Raw genomic sequence first — 22,851 nt, 5'->3', positions numbered from 1 at the left:
CAGAAAGGTCGTCCCCATGCTGGCGTCGCCGATGACGTTGTCGGTGGTCACACCGATGTTCAACGAGCGCGAGGCGGTGGATCACTTCGTGGCCCGGCTCCGGCCGGTGCTCGACGGGCTCGGCGCGACGTATGAGGTCGTCGCCGTCGACGACGGCAGCACCGACGCCACCGTCTCGCGGTTGCTGCAACTGCGGGCCGACTGGCCCCAGCTGCGGGTGGTGGCTCTGCGGCGCAACGTCGGGCACCAGACGGCACTGCGCGCGGGCCTGCGGGCCGCGCGGGGTGACTACGTCGTGAGCATCGACGCCGACCTGCAGGATCCGCCCGAGCTGATCGGCGAGATGCTGAGCAAGGCCCAGACCGAGAAGATCGATGTGGTGTACGGCGTGCGCAGCGACCGCAGCACCGACACCGTGTTCAAGCGCCGGACCGCCGGCCTCTACTACTGGATGATGCGGCGCCTGGTCGGGCCGTGGGTCAGCGACCAGGCCGGCGACTTCCGGCTGATGAGCCGCGCGGTGGTCGACGTGCTCAACGACCTGCCCGAGCCCCGGCCGGTCTACCGCCTGGTGGTGCCGTCGCTCGGCTTCGCCAGTGCTGAGGTCGGCTACGTCCGCGAGGACCGCGTCGCCGGCCAGACGAAGTACCCGCTGAGCCGGATGATCCGGCTCACCGTCGACAGCGTCACCGGCTTCTCCGCCTCGCCGCTGAAGATCGCGACCTGGGCCGGGCTGCTCAGCTTCCTGCTGTGCCTGGTGCTGATCATCGCCGCCCTGGTGGCCTGGGCGGTCGGGGCCACCGTGTCCGGCTGGACCTCGCTCTACATCGCGGTTCTGCTGTTCGGCGGCATCCAGCTGATCTGCGTCGGCCTGCTCGGCGAGTACGTCGGCCGGATCTACGCCGCCACCCAGGGCCGGCCGGCGTTCCTGGTGGCGCTCGACACCGCGCAGCTCGACACCGCGCAGCTCGACACCGCGCAGCTCGACACCGCGCAGCTCGACACCGCGCAGGCGGAACCGGCCGGGTTCACCGCCATCCACCCGATCCCGGGCGGCCGGCCGCAGCGGGAACACGAAGTGATCTCCTGACCGAGGACCGGTAGGCACGGCTGAATAGCCGTGCCCACCGGCCGGGCGATCAGAAGCCGGAGTTGCCGGCGCCGCGGATCACGGTGAACGTGCTGCTGGTGTTGCTGAGGCCGCCCGACGGAGTGCCGGAGACCTTGGTGTTGCTGAAGGTCGCGCTGCCGGAGACGTTGTCGATCACGATGCCGTAGGTGCCGGTGTTGGCGATCGTCACGTTGGTGAACGTCGTCCCGGTGATGGTGCGGCCCCAGCTGAGCAGCACGCCCTGGTAGGTGCTGTCCTGGATGCTGACGTCGGTGACCTGGATCGGGGTGGTGATGTCGGCGGTGTCGGCATAGATCCAGAGCGCGCCGAGCTGGCTGCCCCAGTTGGGCTCGAAGCCGCCGGTGCGGGTCAGCGTGTTGCGGGCGACGACGGTGGTGCCGGACAGCGGCACCGGGTTGAAGCGGGTGCCGACCGCGATCCCGGCCGAGGCGGTCACCGTGTCGGACATCAGGTTGTCGGTGATCCGGTTGCCGTTGCCGCCGTAGATCCCGGCGGTGTTGGCCAGCATCGGCAGTTGCAGGGTGTTGAAGGTGAACGCCGAGTTGGTCACCGCCGATCCGTCCGACCACATGGCCAGCGCGTCGTCGCCGGTGTTGCGCACCGAGGACTGGTCGATGCGGGTGTTGCGCACGTTGCCGTGCAGGTTGACGCCGTCGGCGTAGGTGTCGCGGATGCGGGCGCCGACTACGTACAGGCCGTCGGTGCCGTTGTCGGCCCACAGCGCGACCTTCGAGTGGAAGACCAGGACGTTCTGCAGCATTGACCCGGTCCCGAAATTGCCCTCGAACGCGGCGTCGTCGCCGCTGTCGTTGCGGACGGTGGAGTCGCCGGAGACCGCCAGGTCGGAGATCTGCACGTTGCCGCCGGTGGCGAAGAAGCCGCCCTTGCCGTTGACTCCCTTGAGGATCGTGTTCCAGGGGCCGGCGCCGCGGATCGTGACGCCCTGCACGGAGATCCGGCCGGAGATCGGGTAGGTCCCGGCCGGGATCCACAGCCCCTTGCCGGCCGACTTCGCGGCATTGATCGCGCTGGTCAGGGCCGCGGTGTCGTCGCCACCGCCGGGCGCGGCGGCAACGGCGAACCCGGCCGGCACGGTTTCGGCCACCGCTTGCTCGGCATCAAGAAGATCGATGGTGTACGCCGAGGCAGTGTCGCCGGCGTCCTTCTGCAACTTCAGCACGGTCCCGGCCGGCCAGTCCCCGATCAGGGTGCGGCTCTCGTCGTAGAAGCGGTGCGCGTTCCCGTTCGCCGGGTCGTTGTTGTACGGGTAATCGCCGTAGACCCACGCGTAACGCGAGGTCAGCGCCAGGTCCCGGACGTGCGCGCCGTTGGCGTACAGCGAAAGGGTGGCATTGCTGCCGTCCGGAATGGAGTAGCGGACGGTGAGCGCGTTGGCCGGCTTGGTCAGAACGATCTGCACGTACGAGCCGGTCGCGCTCAACTGCACGGCCCGCCGCCCCGACGACTCCGAGGCGATCGTCTGGTAGGTGCGGTCGGCAGCGAGGATGGTGCCGTTGGTGGCGCCGCTCTCCGCCTCGTACTCCACATAGGGCAGGGTCGCGCCGCGCGTGGCCAGGGCCAGCGCCCCGGTGACGTTGAGCCGGTCGATCGCGACGTCGCCGCTGTCGGCCGCGTCGCGCTGGTAGGTGATGGTGTTGAGCCCGGCCCGCAGGGTGACGGCGGTGCCGGCGGTCAGCCATCCGCTGCCGGCCGGCAACTGCACCTGACCCGCCTTCACGCCGTTGGCGTAGACCGACAGCGTCCTGGTCGCGCCGCTGGTGTTGCCGTAGCGCAGGGTTGCCGTCCGGGCGCCGGCCGCGGGCAGGTTAGCGGTGAAGACGACCCGGGCGCCGGTCGCGCCGAACCCGGTGACGCTGTCGGCCCCGGCCGTCGGGCCGCCGGCGAAGAAGCTGGCTTCCGCCTCGAGGTTCGGCCCGTCGGAGCCGGTCGGTGGGGGAGTGGTGGTCGCGGTGGCGGTGCCGACGGTCAGGTTGTCGAGGTTGACGTTGCCCGAGTCGGTGCTGTCGAACCGGATCGCGATCGAGTTGGCCCCGGTGGCGAGCGTCGCGGTCGCGCCGGTCGTCGCCCAGGTGTCCCAGGTGGCCGTGGCCGGCAGCGCGAGCTGCGAGACCTTCGCGCCGTTGACGTACAGCGAGAGCGTCTGGGTGGCGCCGGTGCCGTTGGCGTAGCGCAGGGTCAGCGGGGCGCTGCCGGCGACCGTCGCGTTCGCCGCGAACGTGGTGGCCGCGTTGCCTTTGTTGCCGTCGATGAAGCCGCCGACGAAGCCGGTTCCGGTGTAGCCTGGGTGGTCGGTCTCCACTCGGGCGCCGCCGCTGAGCGCCGCCGATTCGGCCTCGAACTGCCCGGCCGGGGCCGCGGCGACCGGCGTGACGGTCAGGTCGTCGAGGTTGACGTTGCCGGAGTCGGTGCTGTCGAAGGCGTACGCGATGGCGTTGTTGCCGTTGATCAGATTTGCGGTCGCGCCGGTGGTGGCCCAGCTGTCCCAGTTCGCGGTAGCGGCGAGGGAGATCTGCTGGGTGCGAGCGCCGTTGACGTACACCGAAAGGGTTTGCGCCGAGCCGGTGCCGTTGGCGTAGCGCAGGGCGAGGATGTGCGGGCCGGCCGCGGTGGCGGTGACGGTGAAGCCGGTCCGGGCTTTGCCTTTGTTGCCGTCGACGTAGCCCCCGACGAAGCCGCTTCCGGCATAGCCGGTGTGGTCGGTGGCGACCACGGCCCCGCCGGCGAGGGTGGCGTTCTCGGCCTCGTAGACGACGGTGGCGGCGGAGGCGGGTTTGATCAGGACGACGGCGGTGAGGACGGTGAGGACGGCGGCCGAGACGGTGAAGATCTTCCTCATGAGGACTCCAAGAAAGAACGGGGATTGGGCCGGACATTAATCACCGTCAGTTCCTGGCCGCAAGAAAAGAGATGACCTTGCGAAAATGGCAGTCAGAAAAGCAGCAAGTTTTTGACTACCACGCTGACCTCGGGAAACACTGGGCCTGAGCTGCTTTCGGCGTCACGTAATCGCACGGCAACGCAGACGAAATTACGTTGTTTCCGGTGCCGGGCCGGTCGATCCACGAACGACCAGCTCGGGCTCGTGCAGCAATTCCTTGGGTGCGGTCGTGGTGGTCCGGCTGCCGATCTGGTTGACCAGCAGGGTGACCGCCGCCCGGGCCATCGACTCGATCGGCTGGCGCAGCGTGGTCAGCGGCGGGTCGGCGAAGTTCATGAACGCCGAGTCGTCGAAGCCGACGATCGACACGTCCTCCGGGACCCGCTTGCCGAACCGGCGGGCGGCCCGGGTCGCGCCGAGGGCGAGCACGTCGCTGCCGCAGATCACGCCGGTGGCACCGGCCTCGATCAGGTCGGTCGCGGCGGCGTGGCCGCCCTCGAACGAGAACATGGCGTGCGAGATCAGGCCGGAGACCGCCCCGTCCGAGCGGGCGGTCAGGTCGCGCATCGCCGCCACCTTGCGGTGCGACGGCTCGTGCCCCTCCGGCCCGACCAGCAGCCCGATCCGGCGGTGGCCCAGCGAGGTCAGGTGCCGGTAGGCCATCTGCACGGCCGCGACGTCGTCGGTGGACACCCGCGGGAAGCCGGGATAGGCGTTGGCGGCGTTGAGCATCACCACCGGCACGCCCCGGCTCAGCAGCTGCTCGTGTTCCTTCTCGGTCAGGCCGCCGCAGAAGACGACGCCGGAGACCTGCTGGTCGAGCAGCATCGTCGCGTACTCGGCCTCGGTCAGGCCGCCGACCGTGCGGGTGCACATCACCGGGGTGAGGCCGAGCTGCACCAGCGCGCCGCCGACCGCCTCGGCCAGGGCCGGGAAGATCGGGTTCTGGAGTTCGGGCAGCACCATGCCGACCAGGCGGGCCCGGACCCCGCGCAGCTTGGTCGGCCGCTCGTAGCCGAGCACATCGAGGGCGGTCAGCACCGACTGGCGGGTGGCGGCCGAGACGCCGGGCTTGCTGTTGAGCACCCGGCTGACCGTGGCCTCGCTGACCCCGACCTTCGACGCGACCTCGGCGATCTTCCTTGTCATGCCCGCAGCGTATTCACCGTCGCCTTTGTGACGACAGATTTCGAGACTTCTTGCGCGAAATTCAACGGTAATTACACGTCCTTGTCGTTCCGTTGCGCATTTCGAGCAAGTGACCGTAACTTGGCGCCACCGTCCTCCCACTCCCAGGAGCAGCGATGAAATCCCTCATATCCGTCGCGGCGACGGCGAGCCTCGCCCTCACGCTCGCCGCCTGCGGCTCCGGCACCGACACCGACACCGACGCGTCCGGTCAGGTGACGATCACCGTCAACAACATGCCGCCCGACACCGAGGCGTTGCAGCGCAAGAACTTCCTCGACGACGTGGCCGAGTTCGAGAAGACCCACCCGACCATCAAGATCGACCCCAAAGAGGGGAAGATGGATCCGGCGACGTTCTCCGCCAAGCTCGCCGGCGGCCAGCTGGAAAACGCGTTCTACGTCTACTTCACCGACCCGGCCGGGCTGATCGCCCGCAAGCAGGCCGCCGACATCACGCCCTACGTCGCCGGCTTCCCCGACATCCAGCAGATCAAGCCCAACCTGCTGCAGGTGTTCGGCGACGGCAAGGGCAAGACGTACGGCCTGCCCGAGGGCAACTACACGATGGGCCTGGTCTACAACCGGGCGCTGTTCACCAAGGCCGGCCTCGACCCCGACAAGCCGCCCGCCACCTGGGACGACGTCCGGGCGTACGCCAAGAAGATCGCCGCGCTCGGCGGCGGGATCAACGGCTACGGCGACTACAGCAAGAACAACACCGGCGGCTGGCACTTCACCGCCGAGATGTACACCCGTGGCGGCGCCGTGGCGAATCAAGGCAGCGACGGCAAGTGGAGCGCGGCGTTCGACAACGACACCGGCCGGGCCGTCCTGCAGCAGCTGCACGACATGCGCTTCACCGACAAGTCGATGGGGGAGCGGCAGCTGCTCGAATGGGCCGACCTGCTGCAGCAGATGGGCGCGGGCAAGCTCGGCATGTATCTGGCGACCGCCGACAACATCCCGACGATCGTCGCCCAGTACAAGGGCAAGGCCGAGGACTACGGCTTCGGCCCGGTCCCCGGCGGGCAGGGCACGCTGGGCGGTGGCGGCGGCTACATGTTCAGCCCCAAGAGCAGCCCGGCGCAGATCAAGGCGGCCATGGCGTGGGTGCTGTTCCGGCACGCGAACCCGGCCCGCATCGCCTTCGGCAAGGAACGCGACGCGCAGAACAAGCAGCCGGTCGGGCTGCCCGAGCCGGACATCTTCACCGGCGCGGCCGAGCAGTCGTACGTCGAGGCCGGCAAGAAGTTCGCCAACGTGCCGACCCAGAACTTCGCCCCGTTCGTCACCGCCCAGCCGAATATCCCGCTGAAGCTGGAGCCGCCGGAGGCCCAGAAGATCTACGCGATTCTCGACCCGGTGATGGCGAGCGTGCTGACCAAGCCGGACGCCGATGTGAACGCTTTGCTTTCTGACGCGGCGAAGCAGGTCAACGCCATCCTGGCGACCGTTAGATGAGTGCGGCTACCGCGGTCGCGCCGGCCCGGCTGCACTTGGCTCGCGGCCGGCGCCGGCTCGGGGACAACCTCACGGCGTACACCTTCCTCGCCTCCGGTCTGGTCTGTTTCGGTCTGTTCTCCTGGTACCCGCTGGTCCGCAGCATCACGCTGAGCTTCCAGCAGGACAACCTGGTCACCGATCCGGAGTGGGTGGGCCTGGACAACTACCGGGCCCTGTTCGCCGACCCGCTGCTCGGCACCGCGATCCGCAACACCCTCGAGTTCACCGGGCTGGCGCTGATCTTCGGGTACGCGGTGCCGGTCGCGATCGCGATCCTGCTCAACGAGCTGCGCCACTTCCGGACGTACTTCCGGCTCGCCGTCTACCTGCCGGTGATGCTGCCGCCGATCGTCTGCGCCATGCTCTGGCAGTTCTTCTACGACCCCGGCCAGGGCCTGTTCAACACCCTGCTGCACGGCGCGCATCTGCCCACCTCGCAGTGGGTGCAGTCGCCGCGCACCGCGATGCTGTCCCTGGTGCTCGTCTCCACCTGGTCGAACATGGGCGGCTCGACGCTCATGTACCTCGCCGCTTTGCAATCAACACCGCCTGAGTTGTACGAGTCGTCCGAGCTGGACGGCGCCGGCCTGTGGCGGCGGATCTGGCACGTCACGCTGCCGCAGTTGCGCTTCGTCATGCTGGTGATGCTCCTGCTGCAGATCACCGCGACCATGCAGGTGTTCATCGAGCCGTTCCAGCTGACCGGCTTCACCAACCCCGACACGATCACCGTGCTGACCCTGATCTACCGGTACGCGTTCGCGGTCAACCAGGACTTCGGGCTCGCCGCGGCACTGAGCGTGCTGCTGTTCGTGGTGCTGTCCGGGTTCGCCGCGCTCTACCTGCGGATCACCCGGGAACGGGCGGTCTGATGCGCACCCTGATCTCCGACCTCGCGCTCAAGCGCCCCCGCACCCGGGTCGTCTATTTCAGCGTCCTGGCCCTCACCACGGTGGTGGTCGCCGCGGTGTTCCTCTACCCGGTCTACTGGATGGCCACCTCAGGCCTGAAAACCCCGGCGGCTTTCGCGGCGAATTCGGTCACCCTCTTACCCCACGACCCCAGCGGTACGGCGTACGCCGACGCCTGGCACCACCTGCGCATCCCCCACTTCTTCCTCAACACCGTCTACTACGCCGCCGGCGGCTGGCTCGTGCAGCTCGCGGTGGACGTCAGCACCGCCTACGCGCTGTCCCGGCTGCGACCCGCGTTCGGCAAGGTGATCTTCGCCGGGATGCTGGCGACGCTCATGCTGCCGGTCGCCGCCCTGCTGGTGCCGGCCTATCTGACCGTCAGCGACCTCGGCCTGCTGAACAACCCGTGGGGGCTGTGGCTGCCGGCCGCCGCCAACGGCTTCAACATCTACGTTCTGAAACGCTTCTTCGACAACATCCCGCACGAGATCCTCGAGGCCGCCGCGGTGGACGGCGCGTCGCCGCTGCGCACCCTCACCCGGATCGTGCTGCCGCTCTCCCGGCCGGTCCTCGCCGTCATCTCGATCTTCTCGGTCATCGGCATGTGGAAGGACTTCCTCTGGCCGATGCTGATCATGCAGGACCCGGAGAAGCAGACCCTCTCCGTCGCGCTGCAGCGGCTGTCGGCCACCAGTCAGGTCCCGCCGACCGAGATGATCGCCGGCATGACCCTCGCGGCCGTCCCGATGGTCGTCGTCTTCGTGATCTTCCAGCGCCACATCCTCGGTGGCCTGGCCGCCGGCGCCGTCAAAGGCTGAACCCCCCTTTTCTTCCCAAGGAGCTCCCATGTGGTGGCGTGATGCCGTCATCTACCAGGTGTACGTCCGGTCGTTCGCCGACGCTGACGGGGACGGCGTGGGTGACCTCGCCGGGGTCCGGCAGCGCCTGCCCTACCTGGCGGCGCTCGGCGTGGACGCGCTGTGGTTCAACCCCTGGTACGCGTCCCCGCAGGTGGACGCCGGCTACGACGTGGCCGACTACCGCGCGATCGACCCGATCTTCGGCGACCTGGCCGAGGCCGAGGCGCTGATCACCGAAGCACACGACCTCGGCCTGAAAGTGATCATCGACGTCGTCCCCAACCACGTCTCCGACCGGCACGCCTGGTTCACCGAGGCGGTCGCGGCCGGCCCCGGCTCGCCGCAGCGGGACCGGTTCTGGTTCCGCCCCGGCCGCGGCGACCAGCCACCCAACGACTGGCAGTCGGTGTTCGGCGGGCCGGCCTGGACCCGGGTCGCCGACGGCGAGTGGTACCTGCACCTGTTCGCGCCGGAGCAGCCCGACCTCAACTGGAACAGCCCGGAGGTGGCCGCCGAGCACGAGGACGTGCTGCGCTTCTGGTTCGACCGGGGCGCCGACGGCGTGCGCATCGACTCCGCCACCATGCCCGCGAAGGACCCGGCCCTCGCCGACTTCGACCCGGCCGACCCGCCGCTGCCGCACCCGTTCATCGACCGCGACGACGTGCACGACATCTACCGTGCCTGGCGAGCGGTCGTCGATGCGTATGACCCGCCGCGCGCCCTGATCGGCGAGATCTGGCTCGACAAGCCGGACCGGCTGGCGCTCTACTTGCGACCGGACGAGATGCACACCGCGTTCAACTTCGACTACCTCAACTGCGCCTGGGAACCGAAGGCGCTGCGGCACGTCATCGACGCCACCCTGGCCGCGCACGCCCCGGTCGGCGCCCCCGCCACCTGGGTGCTGTCCAACCACGACGTCACCCGGCACGTCACGCGTTACGGCCGGGCGGACAGCTCGTTCGGCCACAGCATGCGCCAGCACCGCGCCCCCGCCGACCTGACCGCCGGCACCCGCCGGGCCCGCGCCGCCCTGCTGCTGAACCTGGCGCTGCCCGGCTCGGTCTACCTCTACCAGGGCGAGGAACTCGGCCTCGAGGAGGCCGAGGACATCCCCGACGCGTTGCGCCAGGACCCGATCTTCCACCGCACCGGCGGCCGCGACGTCGGCCGCGACGGCTGCCGGGTCCCGCTGCCGTGGTCCGGATCGGCCGCCCCGTTCGGCTTCAGCCCCGAGGCCGCCGCCGCCCCGCCGTGGCTGCCCCAACCGGCCGGCTGGTCGGCCCGCACCGCCGAGATCCAGGCCGGCGACCCGGGGTCGATGCTGGAGCTCTACCGCACCGCCATCCGCCTGCGCCGGACACATCTCACCCCGGTCGCACCCACCCTCGACTGGCTACCCACCGACCCGGAGCTGCTGTCCTTCACCCGCCCCGGCGGCTTCACCTTTGTGGCCAACCTCTCCGACCACCCGATCCCCCTGCCCACCGGCACCCTGTTGCTCTCCAGCGCCCCCCTGCCCGAAAACCTGCTCCCCCCAGACACCGCCGCCTGGCTACACACCCGGCCGACCCCGCACGCACGCACCGGCGGCGCCCTCCCGGCCGCCGCCGGCTGAACTCCTCCCGAAGCCAGGCCCCGTCCCGCCCCTCCCCGAGCCCTACGTCCCGATTTCCAGGAATCCAGGATCGCGGGGCCTGGACCCGTTGTCGGCGGCCGGGGAGGGCGTCGGGGCCGGGCCCGCCCGTAGCGGGCGCGCGGAGGGTGAGCTGCAACCTGCCGGGACCGACTGTCACGGGAGCAGGGCACCACGTACGCGAAAAGAGAGCGTGAGTGGAACGCGCGACGCCGCGGCAGGCCTTCAGCCCGAGCTCGGGAGACGCCACCTTTCTTGAATCGGGCCTTCGTGAGCCTCCGGGCGGAGCAGAGCCGGCGTGCGGCGCGCATGGGAGAGGGGAACCCGACCTTGACGGCGAAAAGTGCCTAGAACCGCTCTGCCGGGAGCTGCCGTCTGGCTGCGCGGTTGAGCCGCCACGTGCCGAGCAGGTTCGGAACTACACACCACAGGAGGACGACCACGGCGAAGGCCGGCACCGACGGTCTGCCCATGAGCAGAGCATGGGCATTTCCGTATGGCGTGAGCCACCGCACCAGGCCACCGCTGGGATCGATCGTTCCCAGCAGGACGGTTACGCCCATCGGCACGACGATCGTCGCGGCCATGGCCAGGGCGGGACGCCATAGCAACAGCCCGCAGCCGGTTCCGACCAACTGCGCGATCATCTGGACCAGGACGGAGGCCAGAAGCAGCGTCGCCGCTCGCGAGACCGGCGGCCACCCGGTCGCCATCGCGGCCAATAGGGTGCCGGCCACCGCGAAGCCGGCCGCAAGGCCCAGCGGCACGAGCAGCCGTGGCACGAGCAGATGGGCCGCGGGTGGTTGGGCTGCGGGTGGTTGGGCTGGTGGTGGCTGGGCTGTGGGTGGCTGCGGTGCGGGCCGGGGGTTTGTCGGTGGGCGGTGCAGGGTGGTTACGGCGAGGACGCCGAAGAACGGCACCAGGACTGACGTCGCCAGTTGCACGGGCTCGAGCACGTCGCGGAAGGCGGGGTGCGAACGGGCGGACAGCCATGCCGTCGCGGCGGCCAGCGGGAGGGTGGCGGCGGTGAGCAGGACGCCGCGCCGGGGCGTGATGTCGGTCCAGGTCATGTGGTGAGGGTGCGTTGCCGTCGGGGCGGTGTCGTCGTCTGTCGGTAGTGTCTGCCCCCTACTTCGGTAGGGGGCGTGCGCGGGTCTATCCGATTAGCCTGGCGGGGTGATCGGTGACGGGGTCCGGGATGTCGTCGCCGTCGTGGCCGCGCTGGCCGGCGGCGCGCTTCTGGTCGCGGTGGGGGATCCCACCGGGCCGGTGTCGGGTCTGGTGCCGTGGCCGGTGGATGTCGCGATCGGCGTGCCGGCCTGCTTCGCGTTGCTGCTGCGGCGACGATGGCCGCTCGGCCTGGCGCTGGTGGTGGTGCCGTTGAGCGCGGTCTCGGTGATGGCCGGCGGTGCGGTCCTGGGTGCGATCTTCGGGCTGGCCCTGCGCCGGGCGCTGCGGGTCGCGATGGGGTTCGCGGCGCTCTATCTCGCCACCATCCCGGTTTACCTTCTCTTGCAGCGGGATCCGCACCTTCCGCTGTGGACCGATCTGGTCGTCCGCGGCGTGCTGGTGACGGCGGCGGTGGGCTGGGGGCTCTACGCCCGGGAGCGGCAGGCGCTGATCCGGCACCTCGACGAGCGGGCGACCCGGGCCGAGACGGAGCAGGTTGCGCGGGTCGAGCGGGCCCGGCGCGACGAGCGGGACCGGATCGCCCGCGAGATGCACGACGTGCTGGCCCATCGGCTCTCGATGATCAGCCTGCAGGCCGGTGCGCTGGAACTGCACCCGGCCATGGCCCCCGAACTGCACACCGCGGCCGGTGTCATCCAGAGCGGCGCGCACGAAGCGCTCGACGAGCTGCGGGCAGTCATCGGTGTCCTGCGGCACGACGCCGGCGATCGGCCCGAGCCGCCGCAGCCGGGGCTGGCGGAGGTCCGCGAACTGGTGGCCGACGCCCGGCGTTGCGGCAGTGACGTCCGCTTCGACTCCGGCCTCGGCGCCCGGCAGCCGCCCGGCGTCACCGGCCGGATCGCCTACCGGGTGGTGCAGGAGGCGCTGACCAACGCCCGCAAACACGCGCCGGGCAGCCCGGTGCGGCTCGTGCTGGACGGTGGCCCCGGGGACGGTCTGCGCATCGAGGTGAGCAACCCGGTCGCGGCCGGCGCCGCGGTCGTCGCGCCGGTGCCGGGAAGCGGACTCGGGCTGGTCGGCGCCGCCGAACGGGTCGAGCTGGCAGGCGGCCGGTTGACACACGGCCTGGCAGCCGGCCGGTTCCGGCTGGAGGTGCGACTGCCGTGGCTCGGGTGAGACAGCCATGACCGACGTGACCGGCGGCGGGCCGGGGCGGCCGGTTCGGGTTGTGGTAGTCGATGACGATCCGCTTGTGCGCAGTGGGCTGCGACTGCTGTTCGCCGGCGCGCCCGACCTGGAGATCGTCGGCGAGGGTGCGGACGGTGCGGACGTTCCCGGGCTGGTGGACGCTCATCATCCGGACGTGGTTCTGCTCGACGTCCGGATGCCGCGCGTCGACGGGCTGACCGCGGTCGAACGCCTTGCCGCGCGGCCCCGGTTCCCCTACGTCGTGATGCTGACTACCTTCCACGCCGACGCGTTCGTGCTGCGGGCGTTGCGGGCCGGCGCCTGTGGCTACCTTCTCAAGGACGCCCCGCCGCGGGAACTGATCGACGCCGTTCGCCGTGCCGCCGCGGGCGAGCCGATTCTCAGTCCGGCCGTGACCCGCCGCCTCATCGAGCAGGTGGCCGATCCGGTCAGCCACGATCGCCGGGCGGCGGCCGTGGAATTGCTCGGCCGGGCGACCGGCCGGGAGCGGGAGGTGGCGGCGGCCGTCGCTCGTGGGCTGTCGAACGCGCAGATCGGCGCCGAGCTCGGCATGGGTGTGCCGACCGTCAAGGCGCATGTCTCGCGCCTGCTGACCAAGCTCGACCTGGACAACCGGGTGCAGCTCGCGTTGCTCGTGCATGATGCCGGGCGCTGACATCGTTCGATGCGGTGGCGCACGGCACAGGCCCAGGTCGGCGGCGAAATTGGACAGGAAGGAAAGTTAGCCTTACCTTACCGACGTGCGACCCAAGACCATCGGAAGACTCGGCGTCTTCGTCGTGGCGGTGGCCGTGCTCGGCGTTGTTGTCGTCCTCAGCCTCATGGTGGGCCGGCAGGCGATCTCGCCCGGCGAGGTCATCCGTGCGCTGCTGCCCAGCGCCCACGGCGACGCCGCTGACATCGTGCGCGGGCTGCGGCTCGAGCGCACGATCATCGGGCTGGTCGCCGGTCTCGCGCTGGGCGGCGCCGGCGCGCTCATGCAGGCGCTCACCCGCAACCCGCTCGCCGACCCCGGCCTGCTCGGCGTCAACGCGGGCGCGGCCGCCGCGGTGGTCACCGGGTTCTCGTTCTTCGGCATCTCCAACGGCTTCGCCCAGACCGGTCTCGGCCTGGCCGGGGCGGCCGCCGCGTCGGTCGTGGTCTACCTGCTCGGCAGCGGCGCCCGTGCGGCCGCCACGCCGGCCCGCCTCGCGCTGGCCGGCACCGCGCTGACCGCGGTGCTGTTCTCCTACATCAACGCCCTTGCCATGCGCGACCAGGCCAGCTTCGACCAGTTGCGGTTCTGGGTGGTCGGATCGGTCGTCAACCGCGGCTACGACCGGCTCCTGATCGCCCTGCCGCTCATCGTCATCGGCATCGTGGTCGCGCTGCTGATGACCCCGGCGCTCAACGCCCTCGCGCTCGGTGACGAGAGCGCCCACGCGCTCGGGCTCAGCGTCGGCCGGGCGCGGGTGGCCATCGCGGTGTCGATCACCCTGCTGTGTGGCGCCGCGACCGCGGTGGCCGGGCCGATCGTCTTCGTCGGACTCACCGTGCCGCACGTCGCCAAGATGCTGTGCGGCGCCGACCAGCGCCGGGTCATCCCGATGTCGATGCTGCTCGCGGCCGCGTTCCTGGTGCTGTGCGACACCCTCGGACGCGTCGTCTCGGGTGGCGCCGAAGTGGAGGTCGGCATCGTGACCGCCGTACTCGGCGCTCCGGTCTTCATCGCTCTTGTTCGCCGCCGGACCTTGGTGGCCGCATGAGCAAGCCCGGCGGCATGATCAGCGTGCCGGTGGTCAAGGCGGGTCCGTGGACGGTGCGGGTCCGGCGGCGGGCGGTGCTGGTCTCCGTACTCCTGCTGCTTGCCGTTGTTGTGATGATCGTCGTGTCGTTGTCCGCCGGGGTGAACTCGTTCCCGATCCCGCGGGTGATCGACGCGATCATGGGCAACGGCAGCCCGGCCGAGAAGCTCATCGTCGCCGAGCTGCGGCTGCCCCGGGCGGTCACCGCGGCGCTGGTCGGCATGGCGCTGGGCATCTCCGGGGCGATCTTCCAGTCGCTGACCCGCAACCCGCTCGGCAGCCCGGACGTCGTCGGTTTCACCACCGGCGCCTCGACCGGCGCGCTGGTCGTGCTGCTGATCCTGCACGGTGGCCTGGCCGCCACCTCGATCGGCGCGGTGGCCGGCGGCGCGATCACGGCCGGCGCGGTGCTGGTGCTCTCCTCTCGGCACGGCGTGGCCCCGCTGCGGCTGGTGCTCGTCGGGATCGGCGCCGCCGCCATGCTCAACGCGCTGAACTCGCTGCTCATCGTGCGGGCGCAGGTCTACGACGCGCAGAGCGCCTCGGTGTGGCTGGTCGGCAACGTGGTCGGGCGGGACTGGACGGACGTACGGCTGATCGGCGGGATCCTGGTGATCGGACTGGTGGCGTGCTTGGCGTTGTGGCGGCCGCTGTCGCTGAGCGAGTTCTCCGACGAGCGGTCGATGAGCCTGGGCCTGGCCGTCGGCCGTACCCGCCTGGTCGCGGTGGTTGTCGGCGTCCTGCTCGCCTCGGGCGCGGTCGCGGTGGCCGGCCCGATCCAGTTCATCGCGCTCACCGCGCCGCAGGTGGCCCGGCGGCTGACCGGCGCGCAGGGGGCCAACCTCACCGCCTCCGGGCTGACCGGCGCCCTGCTGCTGCTGGTCGCCGACCTGGCCGCCCGGGAGGCGTTCCAGCCGCGGCAACTGCCGGTCGGCGTACTCACCGGCATCGTCGGCGGTGCCTATCTCGCGTGGCTTCTCGGCCGCGAATGGCGAAGGGGAAGGACATGACCGCCTGCACCGAGCGGCACCGCCGCAGGTTGCCCACTCCGGCCGCAGGCGAGGGGGCTCAGGCGTGACACACCGTCTGGAGACCGCGAACGTCGCGCTCGGCTACGACGGCCGGCGGATCGTGCACGACCTCAGCCTGGCCATCCCGGACGGCTCGTTCACCGCCATCGTCGGCGCCAACGGCAGCGGCAAGTCGACGCTGCTGCGCGGGCTGGCGCGGCTGCTCAAGCCGGTGGGCGGCACCGTCCTGCTGGACGGCAAGGCGATCCACGACTACCCGGCGAAGGAGGTCGCCCGGCGTCTGGGCCTGCTGCCGCAGTCGCAGACCGCGCCGGAGGCGATCAGCGTCGCCGACCTGGTGGCCCGCGGGCGTTACCCGCACCAGTCGCTGCTGCGCCAGTGGTCGCCCGCCGACCAGGAAGCGGTGACCACGGCGCTCGAGCTGACCGGCACCGACGACCTGGCCGGCCGCCCGTTCGACGAGCTGTCCGGCGGTCAGCGGCAGCGGGTCTGGCTGGCGATGGCTCTCGCCCAGGAGACCGACATCCTGCTGCTCGACGAGCCGACCACCTATCTCGACATCGCGCACCAGATCGAGGTGCTCGACCTGTGCGCGCGGCTGCGTGCCGATCGCGGATCCACCCTGGTCGCCGTCCTGCACGACCTCAACCTGGCCGCCCGCTACGCCACCCACCTGGTGGCGATGAAGGACGGCGCGATCGTCGCCGAGGGCGAACCGGGCGTGATCATCACCGCCGAGCTGATCGAGCTCGTCTTCGGACTGCCCTGCCGCATCATCACCGACCCCGAGTCGAACACCCCCCTGGTAATCCCGCGGCACAACCCTGAGAGGACCCCCGTACCGTGAATAGCCGATTGACCCGCCTAGCCGGCGCCGCCATGGTTTTGACCGTGTCGTTCGCCCTGACCGCCTGTGGCGGCAGCGACGACTCCGCCGAGCCCGCCGCGAGCGCGACGGCGTCCGGTCCGTTCGAGTACAAGGACGCTCTCGGCAAAGACATCAAGCTCGACAAGACGCCGGCCACGGTGGTCGCGCAGAGCAGCGTCGCCGCCGCCCTGTGGGACGCCGGCTTCCAGGTCAAGGGCGCCTACGGCGAGCTCAAGCCGGACGCTGCCGGCAAGCTCAGCTACCAGGCGGGCTCGCTGGACCTGAGCAAGGTCACGGTCATCGGCAGCACCTACGGTGAGTTCGACACCGAGAAGTACGCCCTGATGAACCCGCAGCTGATCGTCGACTACACGTTCGACAACAAGAATCTCTGGTACGTGCCGGAGGCCCAGTCCGCGAAGATCCTCAGCCTGGCTCCCGGTCTGGCCGTGCCCGGCAACTACCAGACCACCGACGAGGCCATCGAGACCATGGTCGGTCTGGCCGGCAAGCTCGGCGCAGACACCAAGAGCGCCGCGCTGACCACGGCCAAGACCGACTACGCGGCCGGCCTCACCGCGGTCGGCGAGGCCGCGAAGGCGTCCGGTCTCAAGGTCGCCATCATGTCGCCCGGCAAGGACAGCCTCTACGTCGCGGACCCGGTGCAGCTGCCCGAGGGCAACACGCTGAAGAACCAGGGCCTCGACATGGTGAGCCCGCCGAACCCGAAGAAGGAGGTCTTCGCGCAGCTCAGCTGGGAGAAGGCCACCGACTACAAGGATGTCGACGTCATCCTGGTCGACGCCCGCACCTACGACGCGTCGAAGGCCGACCTCGCCAAGATCGCCACGTGGGCCAACCTCCCGGCGGTCAAGGCCGGTCAGATCTACCCGTGGTACGCGGCCGCGCCGTACTCGTACCAGGCGTACGCGAAGATCTACAACGAGCTCGCCGGCCAGCTGAAGACGGCCAAGAAGCTCTCCTGATGAGCGAATCCGAGTCCCGCTTCCTGACCCTCGACGGGGGTCGCCGCCTGCACTACCGGATGGCCGGCGACGGCGACGTCACGGTGGTCTTCGAGGCGGGACTCGGCATGTCCGGCGTGTGCTGGGGCCTGGTCGCCCCGGAGATCGCCACCCAGGCCCGCACGGTGGTCTACGACCGGGCCGGCATCGGGTCCAGCGACGACGGCCCGAAGCCGCGCACGCTCACCCGGCTCGCGGCCGACCTCGGCGCGCTGCTCGATGCCCTCCCCGGCCCGTTCGTGCTGGTCGGGCACAGCTGGGGCGGCCCGATCGTGCGCCTGCGGGCCGCTCGCGCCCGGGCCGTCGTTCTCGTCGACCCGTCCGACGAGTTCGCCACCCGGCCGGCCGCGTGGCAGATGGCGATCGCCGGACCGCTCACCCGCACGCTCGCCGCCGCCGGGATCTACCGGGCGGCGGCCCGGATCGGCAGCGCGCTGCCGCCCGAGCTGTTCGCACAGTTCCGCGACGAGAACTTCGGCCGCCGGGCCGCGCGGGCCCTGCACGACGAGGTGCGCCATTTCCGGCCCGGCCTGGCCGGGCTGCGCGCCACCCCACCGGACCGCGGCGGTGTGCCCCACACGATCATCTCCGCCGGGAACGGCGCGGCGCACACCGAGGTGGACCGGCACGTCATCGCGGCCGGGTCCGGGCACAACGTCATGTTCGACGATCCCGGCCTGGTGATCGACGAGATCCGCCGGGCAATAGCTCAGTAAGGGTCCTGCCAGCCGCCCGGGTCGACCATCGCGGCCGCCTCCGGCTTGCGCACTCCCAGCGGCAGCGCCGGCCCCTCGACCGTGGACCACGCGTGCGGGCCGTAGGTGATCACCCGCCGGATCTTCGGCGGCTCCTGGGCGGACCGGTCCAGCCGGATCGACCACACCGTCAGCTCGCCCGACGGCCCCACCTCGTACCGGTTGGCGACCTCGCGCACGCGTGGCTCGGATCCGCCTAGGTGGTGGTGCACGACGCCGTCCTTCAACTCGACGATCACGTCGAGAAGGTAGCCCTCGTCGACCTTCGCGAGTTCGCCGTGCAAGTACCGCTTGATCGTCGGCCGGCCCTGGTTGTCCGCTTTCGCTGGCTGCACCATTCAATGCTATGCACTGACGATGCGATCCAGTCTGGAGTTGGTCGTTGCCGTCGGTATCACCATCCTTGTGTGCAACGGTGCCGCGCGCCGATTGAGGGCGGCGCCGCCGGTGCCGCTGCTGCTGGCCGGGCTCCTGCTCGGCTTCCTGCCCGCGCTGCGCGCCGTCCACCTGCCGCCCGAGGCAATTCTGCTGCTGTTCCTGCCGGTGCTGCTCTTCTGGGAGGGCTTCACCTCCTCGATGCGGCAGATCCGCCGCGACCTGCGGGTGATCGTGCTGATGAGCACGGTGCTGGTGGTGCTGACGGCGGCCGGCGCGGCGGTCACCGCGCACGCGCTGGGCGCGGCTCGGCGCCCGGCCCCGCGCCGTGATGGCCTCCGCCGGCTTCCGGGGCGCGGTGTCGATGGCGGCAGCCCTGTCCGTGCCGGACAGCTTTCCCGACCGTGACCTGATCATCTCGGCCCTGCGACCGGCGGTCTCGGCGGCGGAGCCGGCCCGCTCCGGCCCAGCTGAGAGGGGCGCCGGCGAGTCCATGAAATTGCTGAAGATCTATTGCTCTTAGACAATTGTTGTCGATCTTTGGACGCGATTCGGTCAGCGCGGCACCCACGGGGGGCGCCGATATGCCATCTACGAGGTTGTCGTCTGCGCAGGGCATCTGATCCCATTTCGAGGGCGTGGGCAACTTCGGCATGAAGGACCTGGTCGACGTCACGGTCGACACGGACGGTGCGGCGGGAAATGCCACCGGAAGGGTCACCACCCCCGCGGGCCGTCCGACGAACCGTGCCTGCGTGCGCAGGCGCGCGTGGCATGGTCGATCTTCAATCGCTTCGACATCTCACCGGACGTCGCGCTGATTGATTGAGGACACCGGTCAGTCCTTCGCGAACTGGCGGGCGGCGTGCTTGCGTTCGATGTCGCGGGCGAAACCGGGGGTCTCGTTCCGCACGTGCCGGCGAATGAAGAACGGCGTCGCGGCCGTTGCCGCCAGGAGCCGCAGGAAGAACGACAGGGTGAGTTCCACCGTGCAGCGCAGCTGCGAATCACCATTGCGGCCCGGCTCGACGGCCATCGTCCACCGCACCCGCGCGGGAACCGGGACGACGTGGAACAGGTAGACCCGGCTGCGCTCCGACAGCAGCTCGAAGCCCTGCGCGCCGGACGTGACCTCCCGGTAGTGCTGAATGATGAGCATGCCGCCGATCGACTCGACATTGATCGTGCCGCGGATGCCGTTCGATCGCGTCACGCCCGCGGCGCGATGCTGGGGGGACGCCGCCCGATAGTCCTCGTCGCTGAGCGAAAATATCCATTCCTCGAGGTCGACTGCCTGAATCGGAACGTGCAGCGGGGTGCAGTGACTGGTCTTCACGAACGGGATCCAACACCGCCGGACTGGAGCATTGGTGAACGATCACTGGGCGGGGCGCCGCTAGGCGCCGAACGCGGTACGTGGATCGAGCGCCCGCCCGTGGGCGTACTCCGCCGCGAACCCGGCCGGACCCAGGGCGCCGATCGCGCCACGTCGCGCGGCGGCCAGCTCGGCGTCGTCGTTCGGGTCGGGCATCTGGCCGAGCGCGGTGAAGGCGGCGTCGGCGACACCGATCAGCCGGGCCGCACGCCGGTGGTCGGCCTCAGCGGCGGCCAGCGCGGCGCCGGCCACGCAGACGAATGGCACAAACCCGTCCCAGCCGTTGCTGAACACCTGTTGCCGGCCACGGGCGAACAGTTCGCGGGCCAGGTCCAGGTGGCCGAGGCGAAGCTCGCGGAACGCCCGGTCATGCAATTCGCAGTTGAGCACTATCGCCCGGCCGATGAAGTCGTCCGCACTGAAAGCCACCGGAGGAAGGGTAAGGAGCGCTTGTGGACGGCGACTTTCTTACGTAACCGGGCGTTGCCAGTATGGGGTCATGGTCAAGATTGTCGGGCGGGACGCATCGATCGGTGCGCTCGAGGAGCTGATCGACCATGCCGTCGAGCGGCGGGGCGCGGCACTGGCGCTGCGGGGCGAGGCCGGGATCGGCAAATCGGTGCTGCTGGAGCATGCCGTCCGGGCCGGACGTGAGCGCGGCATGCGCGTGCTGAGCGTGACCGGTGTGCAGGCGGAGGTGCAGATCCCGTTCGCCGGGCTCGACCACCTGCTCCGTCCGCTGCATCCCGCGCCCCGGTCCACCGAGTCGCCGTACCGTCTCGCCGTCGAGGTCCTGGAGATTCTCGGCGACCCCGACGAGCCGGCCCTGCTCGCCATCGAGGACGCACACTGGCTGGACGCGGCGAGCTGGGAGACGCTGACGTTCCTCGCCCGGCGGATCGAATCCGACCGGATCGCCGTGCTGATGGCGATCCGCGAGGGCGCGGACATCGACCGGCGGCTGGCCGCGGCCGGGCTGCCCGAACTGCGGCTGGAACCGCTGTCCCCGGCGGACGCCGAAACGCTGCTGGACCGGACCGCGCCCGGACTGGTGGCCGCGCTGCGCGCCCGGGTGCTGACCGAGGCGGCCGGAAACCCGCTGGGCGTCGTCGAGCTCGGGGCCGCGGTCGCCCGTTCCGGCGGCGCCGCGTTGTTGCCGTCCGCGCTCCCGCTGAGCACGCGGGTGGAACAGACCTTCGGCGGCCTCGTCGCCGAACTTCCGCCGCTCACCCGGGACCTGCTGCTGATCGCGGCACTGGACGACGAGGGCAACCTCGACGAGATCCTGGCGGCCGCCGCGGTCCTCACCGGTGCCCCGGTGCCGGCGGAAGCGGTGCAGCCCGCGGTGACGGTCCGACTGGTGATCGTCGACGAGCAGTACGAGCTGCGCTTCCGGCACCCACTGCTCCGGTCGGCACTGCGGCAGCAAGCCTCACCGGGTGACCGCCGCCGGGTGCACGCTGCACTCGCCGAAACGCTCTCGGACCACCCGCATCGCCGGCTCTGGCACCGGGCGTCGGCCGCGCCGGGACCGGACGAGGCGCTCGCCCGGGAGCTCACCGATGTTGCCGTCGGCGCCGCCGAGAGGCAGGCGGTCGCGCTCGCGCGGGCCACGATCAGCCGGGCGGTCCAGCTCAGCCAGGACCCGGCCGCCCGCGGGACGCGGCAGCTCTGGGCCAGTGACCAGGCACACGAGCAGGGCGACTCGCAGGCCGTACGCAAGCTCATCGGCGAGATCGACGAAAGCACGCTGCGGCCGGCCGATCGGGCCCGGCTGACCTGGATGCGCGAGACGTACTTCGAGAACGCCTGGTCCGGGCCGGAGCGGCTGCTGACCTACGCCGACCTGATCGACACCATGCGCCGGGAAGGCGAGACCGGCCTCGCCGCGAAAGCGTTGAGCGAACTCGCTCTGCGCATCTACTACTCCAGCCCGCCCGCGCCCGTCCGCGCCCGGTACGCAGAGGTCGCCCGCGCGCTCGGGCCCACCGAGAACGACCCGCGCCTGACCACGGCTCTACTGCACATCGCGCCGATCGAGTTCGGCGCCGAAGGGCTTGAGCGGTTGCGGCGGTTCGTGCACCGGATGGATCTGAATCCGACGTTGCGGGCCGAGCTCGCCGCGGGCGCCTATGCCATCGGCGCGTTTCGGATCGCCGTGACGTTCGCGCTGTCCAGCGCGGCCGAGCTGCGCGTGCAGGGCCGGATCGGCACGCTGGTCCATTCCCTCAACTCGGCGGCGTCGGCCACGGCGGCGCTCGGCGACACCCGGGCCGCATTGCCGCTGGCCGTGGAAGGGATAGCGCTGGCGGAGGAGACCGGACAGCCGACGTGGGTGCTGGGCGGCAACCTGGTCGCTGCGCTGGCCGAGGCGCTGCGCGGCGACGTCGCTGCCGCCCGCCGCCGGTGCGATGCCGCCGAGCAGGTGCTCCACGCCGCCCGCCGGTTGCCGATGCTGGCACTCGTGCAGCGCGCGCGGGGGGTCGCAGCGCTCGCCGAGGGCCACGCGGACGACGCGTTCCGGCAGCTGATGCGGGTCTTCGACCCGGGGGACAGCGCCCACTTCCCGAATTACCAGCTGTTCCTGCTCGGCGACCTGACCGAGGCGGCCGTGCTCGGCGGCTTCCAGGAGGAGCTGCGCCCGGTGGTGGCCGCTCTGGAACCGGTCGCCGCGCAGAGCCGGTCACCCGCGCTGCTGGTCGGTCTCGGCTATGCCCGCGCGGTACTGACCGGGGATTACGCTCCCGCGCTGGCCGACGACCTGACCGAGCATCCGTTCGACCGGGCCCGGCTGCAGCTGACCTACGGGGCATCGCTGCGCCGCTCGTACCGGGTCGCCGAGAGCCGGCCGCCGCTGCGGTCCGCCGCGGCCACCTTCGACGCGCTCGGGGCCACGCCGTGGGCCGACCGGGCCCGGGCCGAGCTGCGCGCGACCGGGGAGACGCGCCGCAAACCGATGGACGCGCTGGCCGCCCTCACGCCGCAGGAGCAGCAGATCGCCCGGCTGGTCGCGCAGGGTCTGAGCAATCGGGAAATCGGCGAGCGGCTCTTCCTGTCGCCGCGGACAATCAGCACCCACCTCTACCGGATCTATCCAAAGGTCCAGGTCCGGTCGCGTGCGGACCTGGCTCGGGTGATTACGTCATCCGACGCAAGTTGAC

General features: G+C 70.7%; 20 protein-coding genes. 14 read left to right on the top strand and 6 right to left on the bottom strand.

From position 1 onward, the window contains the following. Nucleotides 1-16: 16 nt before the first annotated feature. The gene (locus AB0E90_RS00535) at nt 17-1,090 is read left to right on the top strand and encodes a glycosyltransferase family 2 protein (protein WP_360397410.1); all 1,074 of its coding nucleotides are present in this window, start codon (nt 17-19) and stop codon (nt 1,088-1,090) included. A gap of 49 nt (nt 1,091-1,139) precedes the next feature. On the opposite strand, the gene AB0E90_RS00530 is transcribed toward AB0E90_RS00535, so the two are convergent. Together AB0E90_RS00530 and AB0E90_RS00525 are read right to left on the bottom strand one after the other, a co-directional pair. After that, on the bottom strand, nt 1,140-3,989 hold the full coding sequence (locus tag AB0E90_RS00530) for a CBM35 domain-containing protein (protein WP_360397408.1): 2,850 nt from the start codon (nt 3,987-3,989) through the stop codon (nt 1,140-1,142). A 192-nt stretch (nt 3,990-4,181) separates the two neighbouring features. After that, a complete protein-coding gene (locus AB0E90_RS00525; RefSeq protein WP_360397406.1) occupies nt 4,182-5,180 on the bottom strand; it encodes a LacI family DNA-binding transcriptional regulator in 999 nt (332 codons plus the stop codon). Nucleotides 5,181-5,335: 155 nt separating this feature from the next. On the opposite strand from AB0E90_RS00525, the gene AB0E90_RS00520 reads away from it, so the two are divergent. The 4 genes from AB0E90_RS00520 to AB0E90_RS00505 are packed head-to-tail and all read left to right on the top strand — an operon-like array spanning nt 5,336 to nt 10,119. Then, entirely contained in the window at nt 5,336-6,682 is a 1,347-nt protein-coding gene (locus tag AB0E90_RS00520; protein ID WP_360397404.1) for an extracellular solute-binding protein, read from the top strand. Further along, nucleotides 6,679-7,596 (top strand): sugar ABC transporter permease, encoded by a 918-nt coding sequence (locus tag AB0E90_RS00515; RefSeq protein WP_360397402.1) that lies wholly within the window; start codon nt 6,679-6,681, stop codon nt 7,594-7,596. The genes AB0E90_RS00520 and AB0E90_RS00515 overlap by 4 nt, the downstream gene beginning before the upstream one ends. Further along, nucleotides 7,596-8,456: a carbohydrate ABC transporter permease gene (locus tag AB0E90_RS00510; protein WP_360397400.1), complete on the top strand. Its 861-nt coding sequence runs from the start codon at nt 7,596-7,598 to the stop codon at nt 8,454-8,456. Before AB0E90_RS00515 ends, AB0E90_RS00510 begins: the two co-directional genes overlap by 1 nt. Before the next feature lie 28 nt (nt 8,457-8,484). After that, nucleotides 8,485-10,119: a glycoside hydrolase family 13 protein gene (locus AB0E90_RS00505; RefSeq protein WP_360397398.1), complete on the top strand. Its 1,635-nt coding sequence runs from the start codon at nt 8,485-8,487 to the stop codon at nt 10,117-10,119. Between the two features lie 365 nt (nt 10,120-10,484). Here the strand turns inward: AB0E90_RS00505 and AB0E90_RS00500 are convergent, their stop codons facing one another. Then, the gene (locus AB0E90_RS00500) at nt 10,485-11,207 is read right to left on the bottom strand and encodes a hypothetical protein (RefSeq protein ID WP_360397396.1); all 723 of its coding nucleotides are present in this window, start codon (nt 11,205-11,207) and stop codon (nt 10,485-10,487) included. Nucleotides 11,208-11,313: 106 nt separating this feature from the next. Here AB0E90_RS00500 and AB0E90_RS00495 point away from each other — a divergent pair, with 106 nt between their 5' ends. The 7 genes from AB0E90_RS00495 (at nt 11,314) to AB0E90_RS00465 (ending at nt 17,901) form a co-directional block, all read left to right on the top strand. Next, complete coding sequence (locus AB0E90_RS00495; RefSeq protein WP_360397394.1) at nt 11,314-12,444, top strand: histidine kinase; 1,131 nt, start codon at nt 11,314-11,316, stop codon at nt 12,442-12,444. 7 nt (nt 12,445-12,451) lie between these two features. Continuing rightward, complete coding sequence (locus AB0E90_RS00490) at nt 12,452-13,132, top strand: response regulator transcription factor (protein WP_360397392.1); 681 nt, start codon at nt 12,452-12,454, stop codon at nt 13,130-13,132. An 85-nt stretch (nt 13,133-13,217) separates the two neighbouring features. Then, nucleotides 13,218-14,222, top strand: a complete 1,005-nt coding sequence (locus AB0E90_RS00485; protein WP_360397390.1) for an iron ABC transporter permease — start codon at nt 13,218-13,220, stop codon at nt 14,220-14,222. Then, on the top strand, nt 14,219-15,271 hold the full coding sequence (locus AB0E90_RS00480) for an iron chelate uptake ABC transporter family permease subunit (protein WP_360397388.1): 1,053 nt from the start codon (nt 14,219-14,221) through the stop codon (nt 15,269-15,271). The genes AB0E90_RS00485 and AB0E90_RS00480 overlap by 4 nt, the downstream gene beginning before the upstream one ends. 64 nt (nt 15,272-15,335) lie before the next feature. Next, complete coding sequence (locus AB0E90_RS00475; protein WP_360397386.1) at nt 15,336-16,139, top strand: ABC transporter ATP-binding protein; 804 nt, start codon at nt 15,336-15,338, stop codon at nt 16,137-16,139. 44 nt (nt 16,140-16,183) lie between these two features. Next, nucleotides 16,184-17,146 carry an ABC transporter substrate-binding protein gene (locus AB0E90_RS00470; RefSeq protein WP_360397384.1) on the top strand — a complete coding sequence of 321 codons (963 nt, stop codon included), beginning with the start codon at nt 16,184-16,186 and terminating at the stop codon, nt 17,144-17,146. Beyond that, nucleotides 17,146-17,901 (top strand): alpha/beta hydrolase, encoded by a 756-nt coding sequence (locus AB0E90_RS00465; protein WP_360397382.1) that lies wholly within the window; start codon nt 17,146-17,148, stop codon nt 17,899-17,901. The genes AB0E90_RS00470 and AB0E90_RS00465 overlap by 1 nt, the downstream gene beginning before the upstream one ends. Here the strand turns inward: AB0E90_RS00465 and AB0E90_RS00460 are convergent. After that, complete coding sequence (locus tag AB0E90_RS00460) at nt 17,895-18,278, bottom strand: hypothetical protein (RefSeq protein WP_360397380.1); 384 nt, start codon at nt 18,276-18,278, stop codon at nt 17,895-17,897. The genes AB0E90_RS00465 and AB0E90_RS00460 overlap by 7 nt on opposite strands. Before the next feature lie 19 nt (nt 18,279-18,297). Between AB0E90_RS00460 and AB0E90_RS00455 the strand changes: the two genes are divergently transcribed. Then, nucleotides 18,298-18,723 carry a cation:proton antiporter gene (locus AB0E90_RS00455; protein WP_360397378.1) on the top strand — a complete coding sequence of 142 codons (426 nt, stop codon included), beginning with the start codon at nt 18,298-18,300 and terminating at the stop codon, nt 18,721-18,723. A 430-nt stretch (nt 18,724-19,153) separates the two neighbouring features. Here the strand turns inward: AB0E90_RS00455 and AB0E90_RS00450 are convergent, their stop codons facing one another. Together AB0E90_RS00450 and AB0E90_RS00445 are read right to left on the bottom strand one after the other, a co-directional pair. Then, a complete protein-coding gene (locus AB0E90_RS00450; protein ID WP_360397376.1) occupies nt 19,154-19,651 on the bottom strand; it encodes a hypothetical protein in 498 nt (165 codons plus the stop codon). 60 nt (nt 19,652-19,711) lie between these two features. Beyond that, nucleotides 19,712-20,119, bottom strand: coding sequence for a hypothetical protein (locus AB0E90_RS00445; RefSeq protein WP_360397374.1), 408 nt, complete (start codon nt 20,117-20,119; stop codon nt 19,712-19,714). Nucleotides 20,120-20,189: 70 nt separating this feature from the next. On the opposite strand from AB0E90_RS00445, the gene AB0E90_RS00440 reads away from it, so the two are divergent. After that, nucleotides 20,190-22,850 (top strand): LuxR C-terminal-related transcriptional regulator, encoded by a 2,661-nt coding sequence (locus AB0E90_RS00440; RefSeq protein WP_360397372.1) that lies wholly within the window; start codon nt 20,190-20,192, stop codon nt 22,848-22,850. Nucleotide 22,851 lies beyond the last annotated feature (1 nt).

It is taken from the genome of Actinoplanes sp. NPDC026619, from assembly GCF_040638295.1.
Classification (GTDB): domain Bacteria; phylum Actinomycetota; class Actinomycetes; order Mycobacteriales; family Micromonosporaceae; genus Actinoplanes.
Note: the sequence above shows the minus strand (reverse complement) of the source record. Positions and strands in the feature narration are given on the sequence as shown.

Bases quoted from the DNA above. Each gene is read 5' to 3' on its own strand.
- AB0E90_RS00535 (WP_360397410.1), top strand. From the start codon at position 17: ATGCTGGCGTCGCCGATGACGTTGTCGGTGGTCACACCGATGTTCAAC.
- AB0E90_RS00530 (WP_360397408.1), bottom strand. From the start codon at position 3,989: ATGAGGAAGATCTTCACCGTCTCGGCCGCCGTCCTCACCGTCCTCACC.
- AB0E90_RS00525 (WP_360397406.1), bottom strand. From the start codon at position 5,180: ATGACAAGGAAGATCGCCGAGGTCGCGTCGAAGGTCGGGGTCAGCGAG.
- AB0E90_RS00520 (WP_360397404.1), top strand. From the start codon at position 5,336: ATGAAATCCCTCATATCCGTCGCGGCGACGGCGAGCCTCGCCCTCACG.
- AB0E90_RS00515 (WP_360397402.1), top strand. From the start codon at position 6,679: ATGAGTGCGGCTACCGCGGTCGCGCCGGCCCGGCTGCACTTGGCTCGC.
- AB0E90_RS00510 (WP_360397400.1), top strand. From the start codon at position 7,596: ATGCGCACCCTGATCTCCGACCTCGCGCTCAAGCGCCCCCGCACCCGG.
- AB0E90_RS00505 (WP_360397398.1), top strand. From the start codon at position 8,485: ATGTGGTGGCGTGATGCCGTCATCTACCAGGTGTACGTCCGGTCGTTC.
- AB0E90_RS00500 (WP_360397396.1), bottom strand. From the start codon at position 11,207: ATGACCTGGACCGACATCACGCCCCGGCGCGGCGTCCTGCTCACCGCC.
- AB0E90_RS00490 (WP_360397392.1), top strand. From the start codon at position 12,452: ATGACCGACGTGACCGGCGGCGGGCCGGGGCGGCCGGTTCGGGTTGTG.
- AB0E90_RS00480 (WP_360397388.1), top strand. From the start codon at position 14,219: ATGAGCAAGCCCGGCGGCATGATCAGCGTGCCGGTGGTCAAGGCGGGT.
- AB0E90_RS00465 (WP_360397382.1), top strand. From the start codon at position 17,146: ATGAGCGAATCCGAGTCCCGCTTCCTGACCCTCGACGGGGGTCGCCGC.
- AB0E90_RS00460 (WP_360397380.1), bottom strand. From the start codon at position 18,278: ATGGTGCAGCCAGCGAAAGCGGACAACCAGGGCCGGCCGACGATCAAG.
- AB0E90_RS00455 (WP_360397378.1), top strand. From the start codon at position 18,298: ATGCGATCCAGTCTGGAGTTGGTCGTTGCCGTCGGTATCACCATCCTT.
- AB0E90_RS00440 (WP_360397372.1), top strand. From the start codon at position 20,190: ATGGTCAAGATTGTCGGGCGGGACGCATCGATCGGTGCGCTCGAGGAG.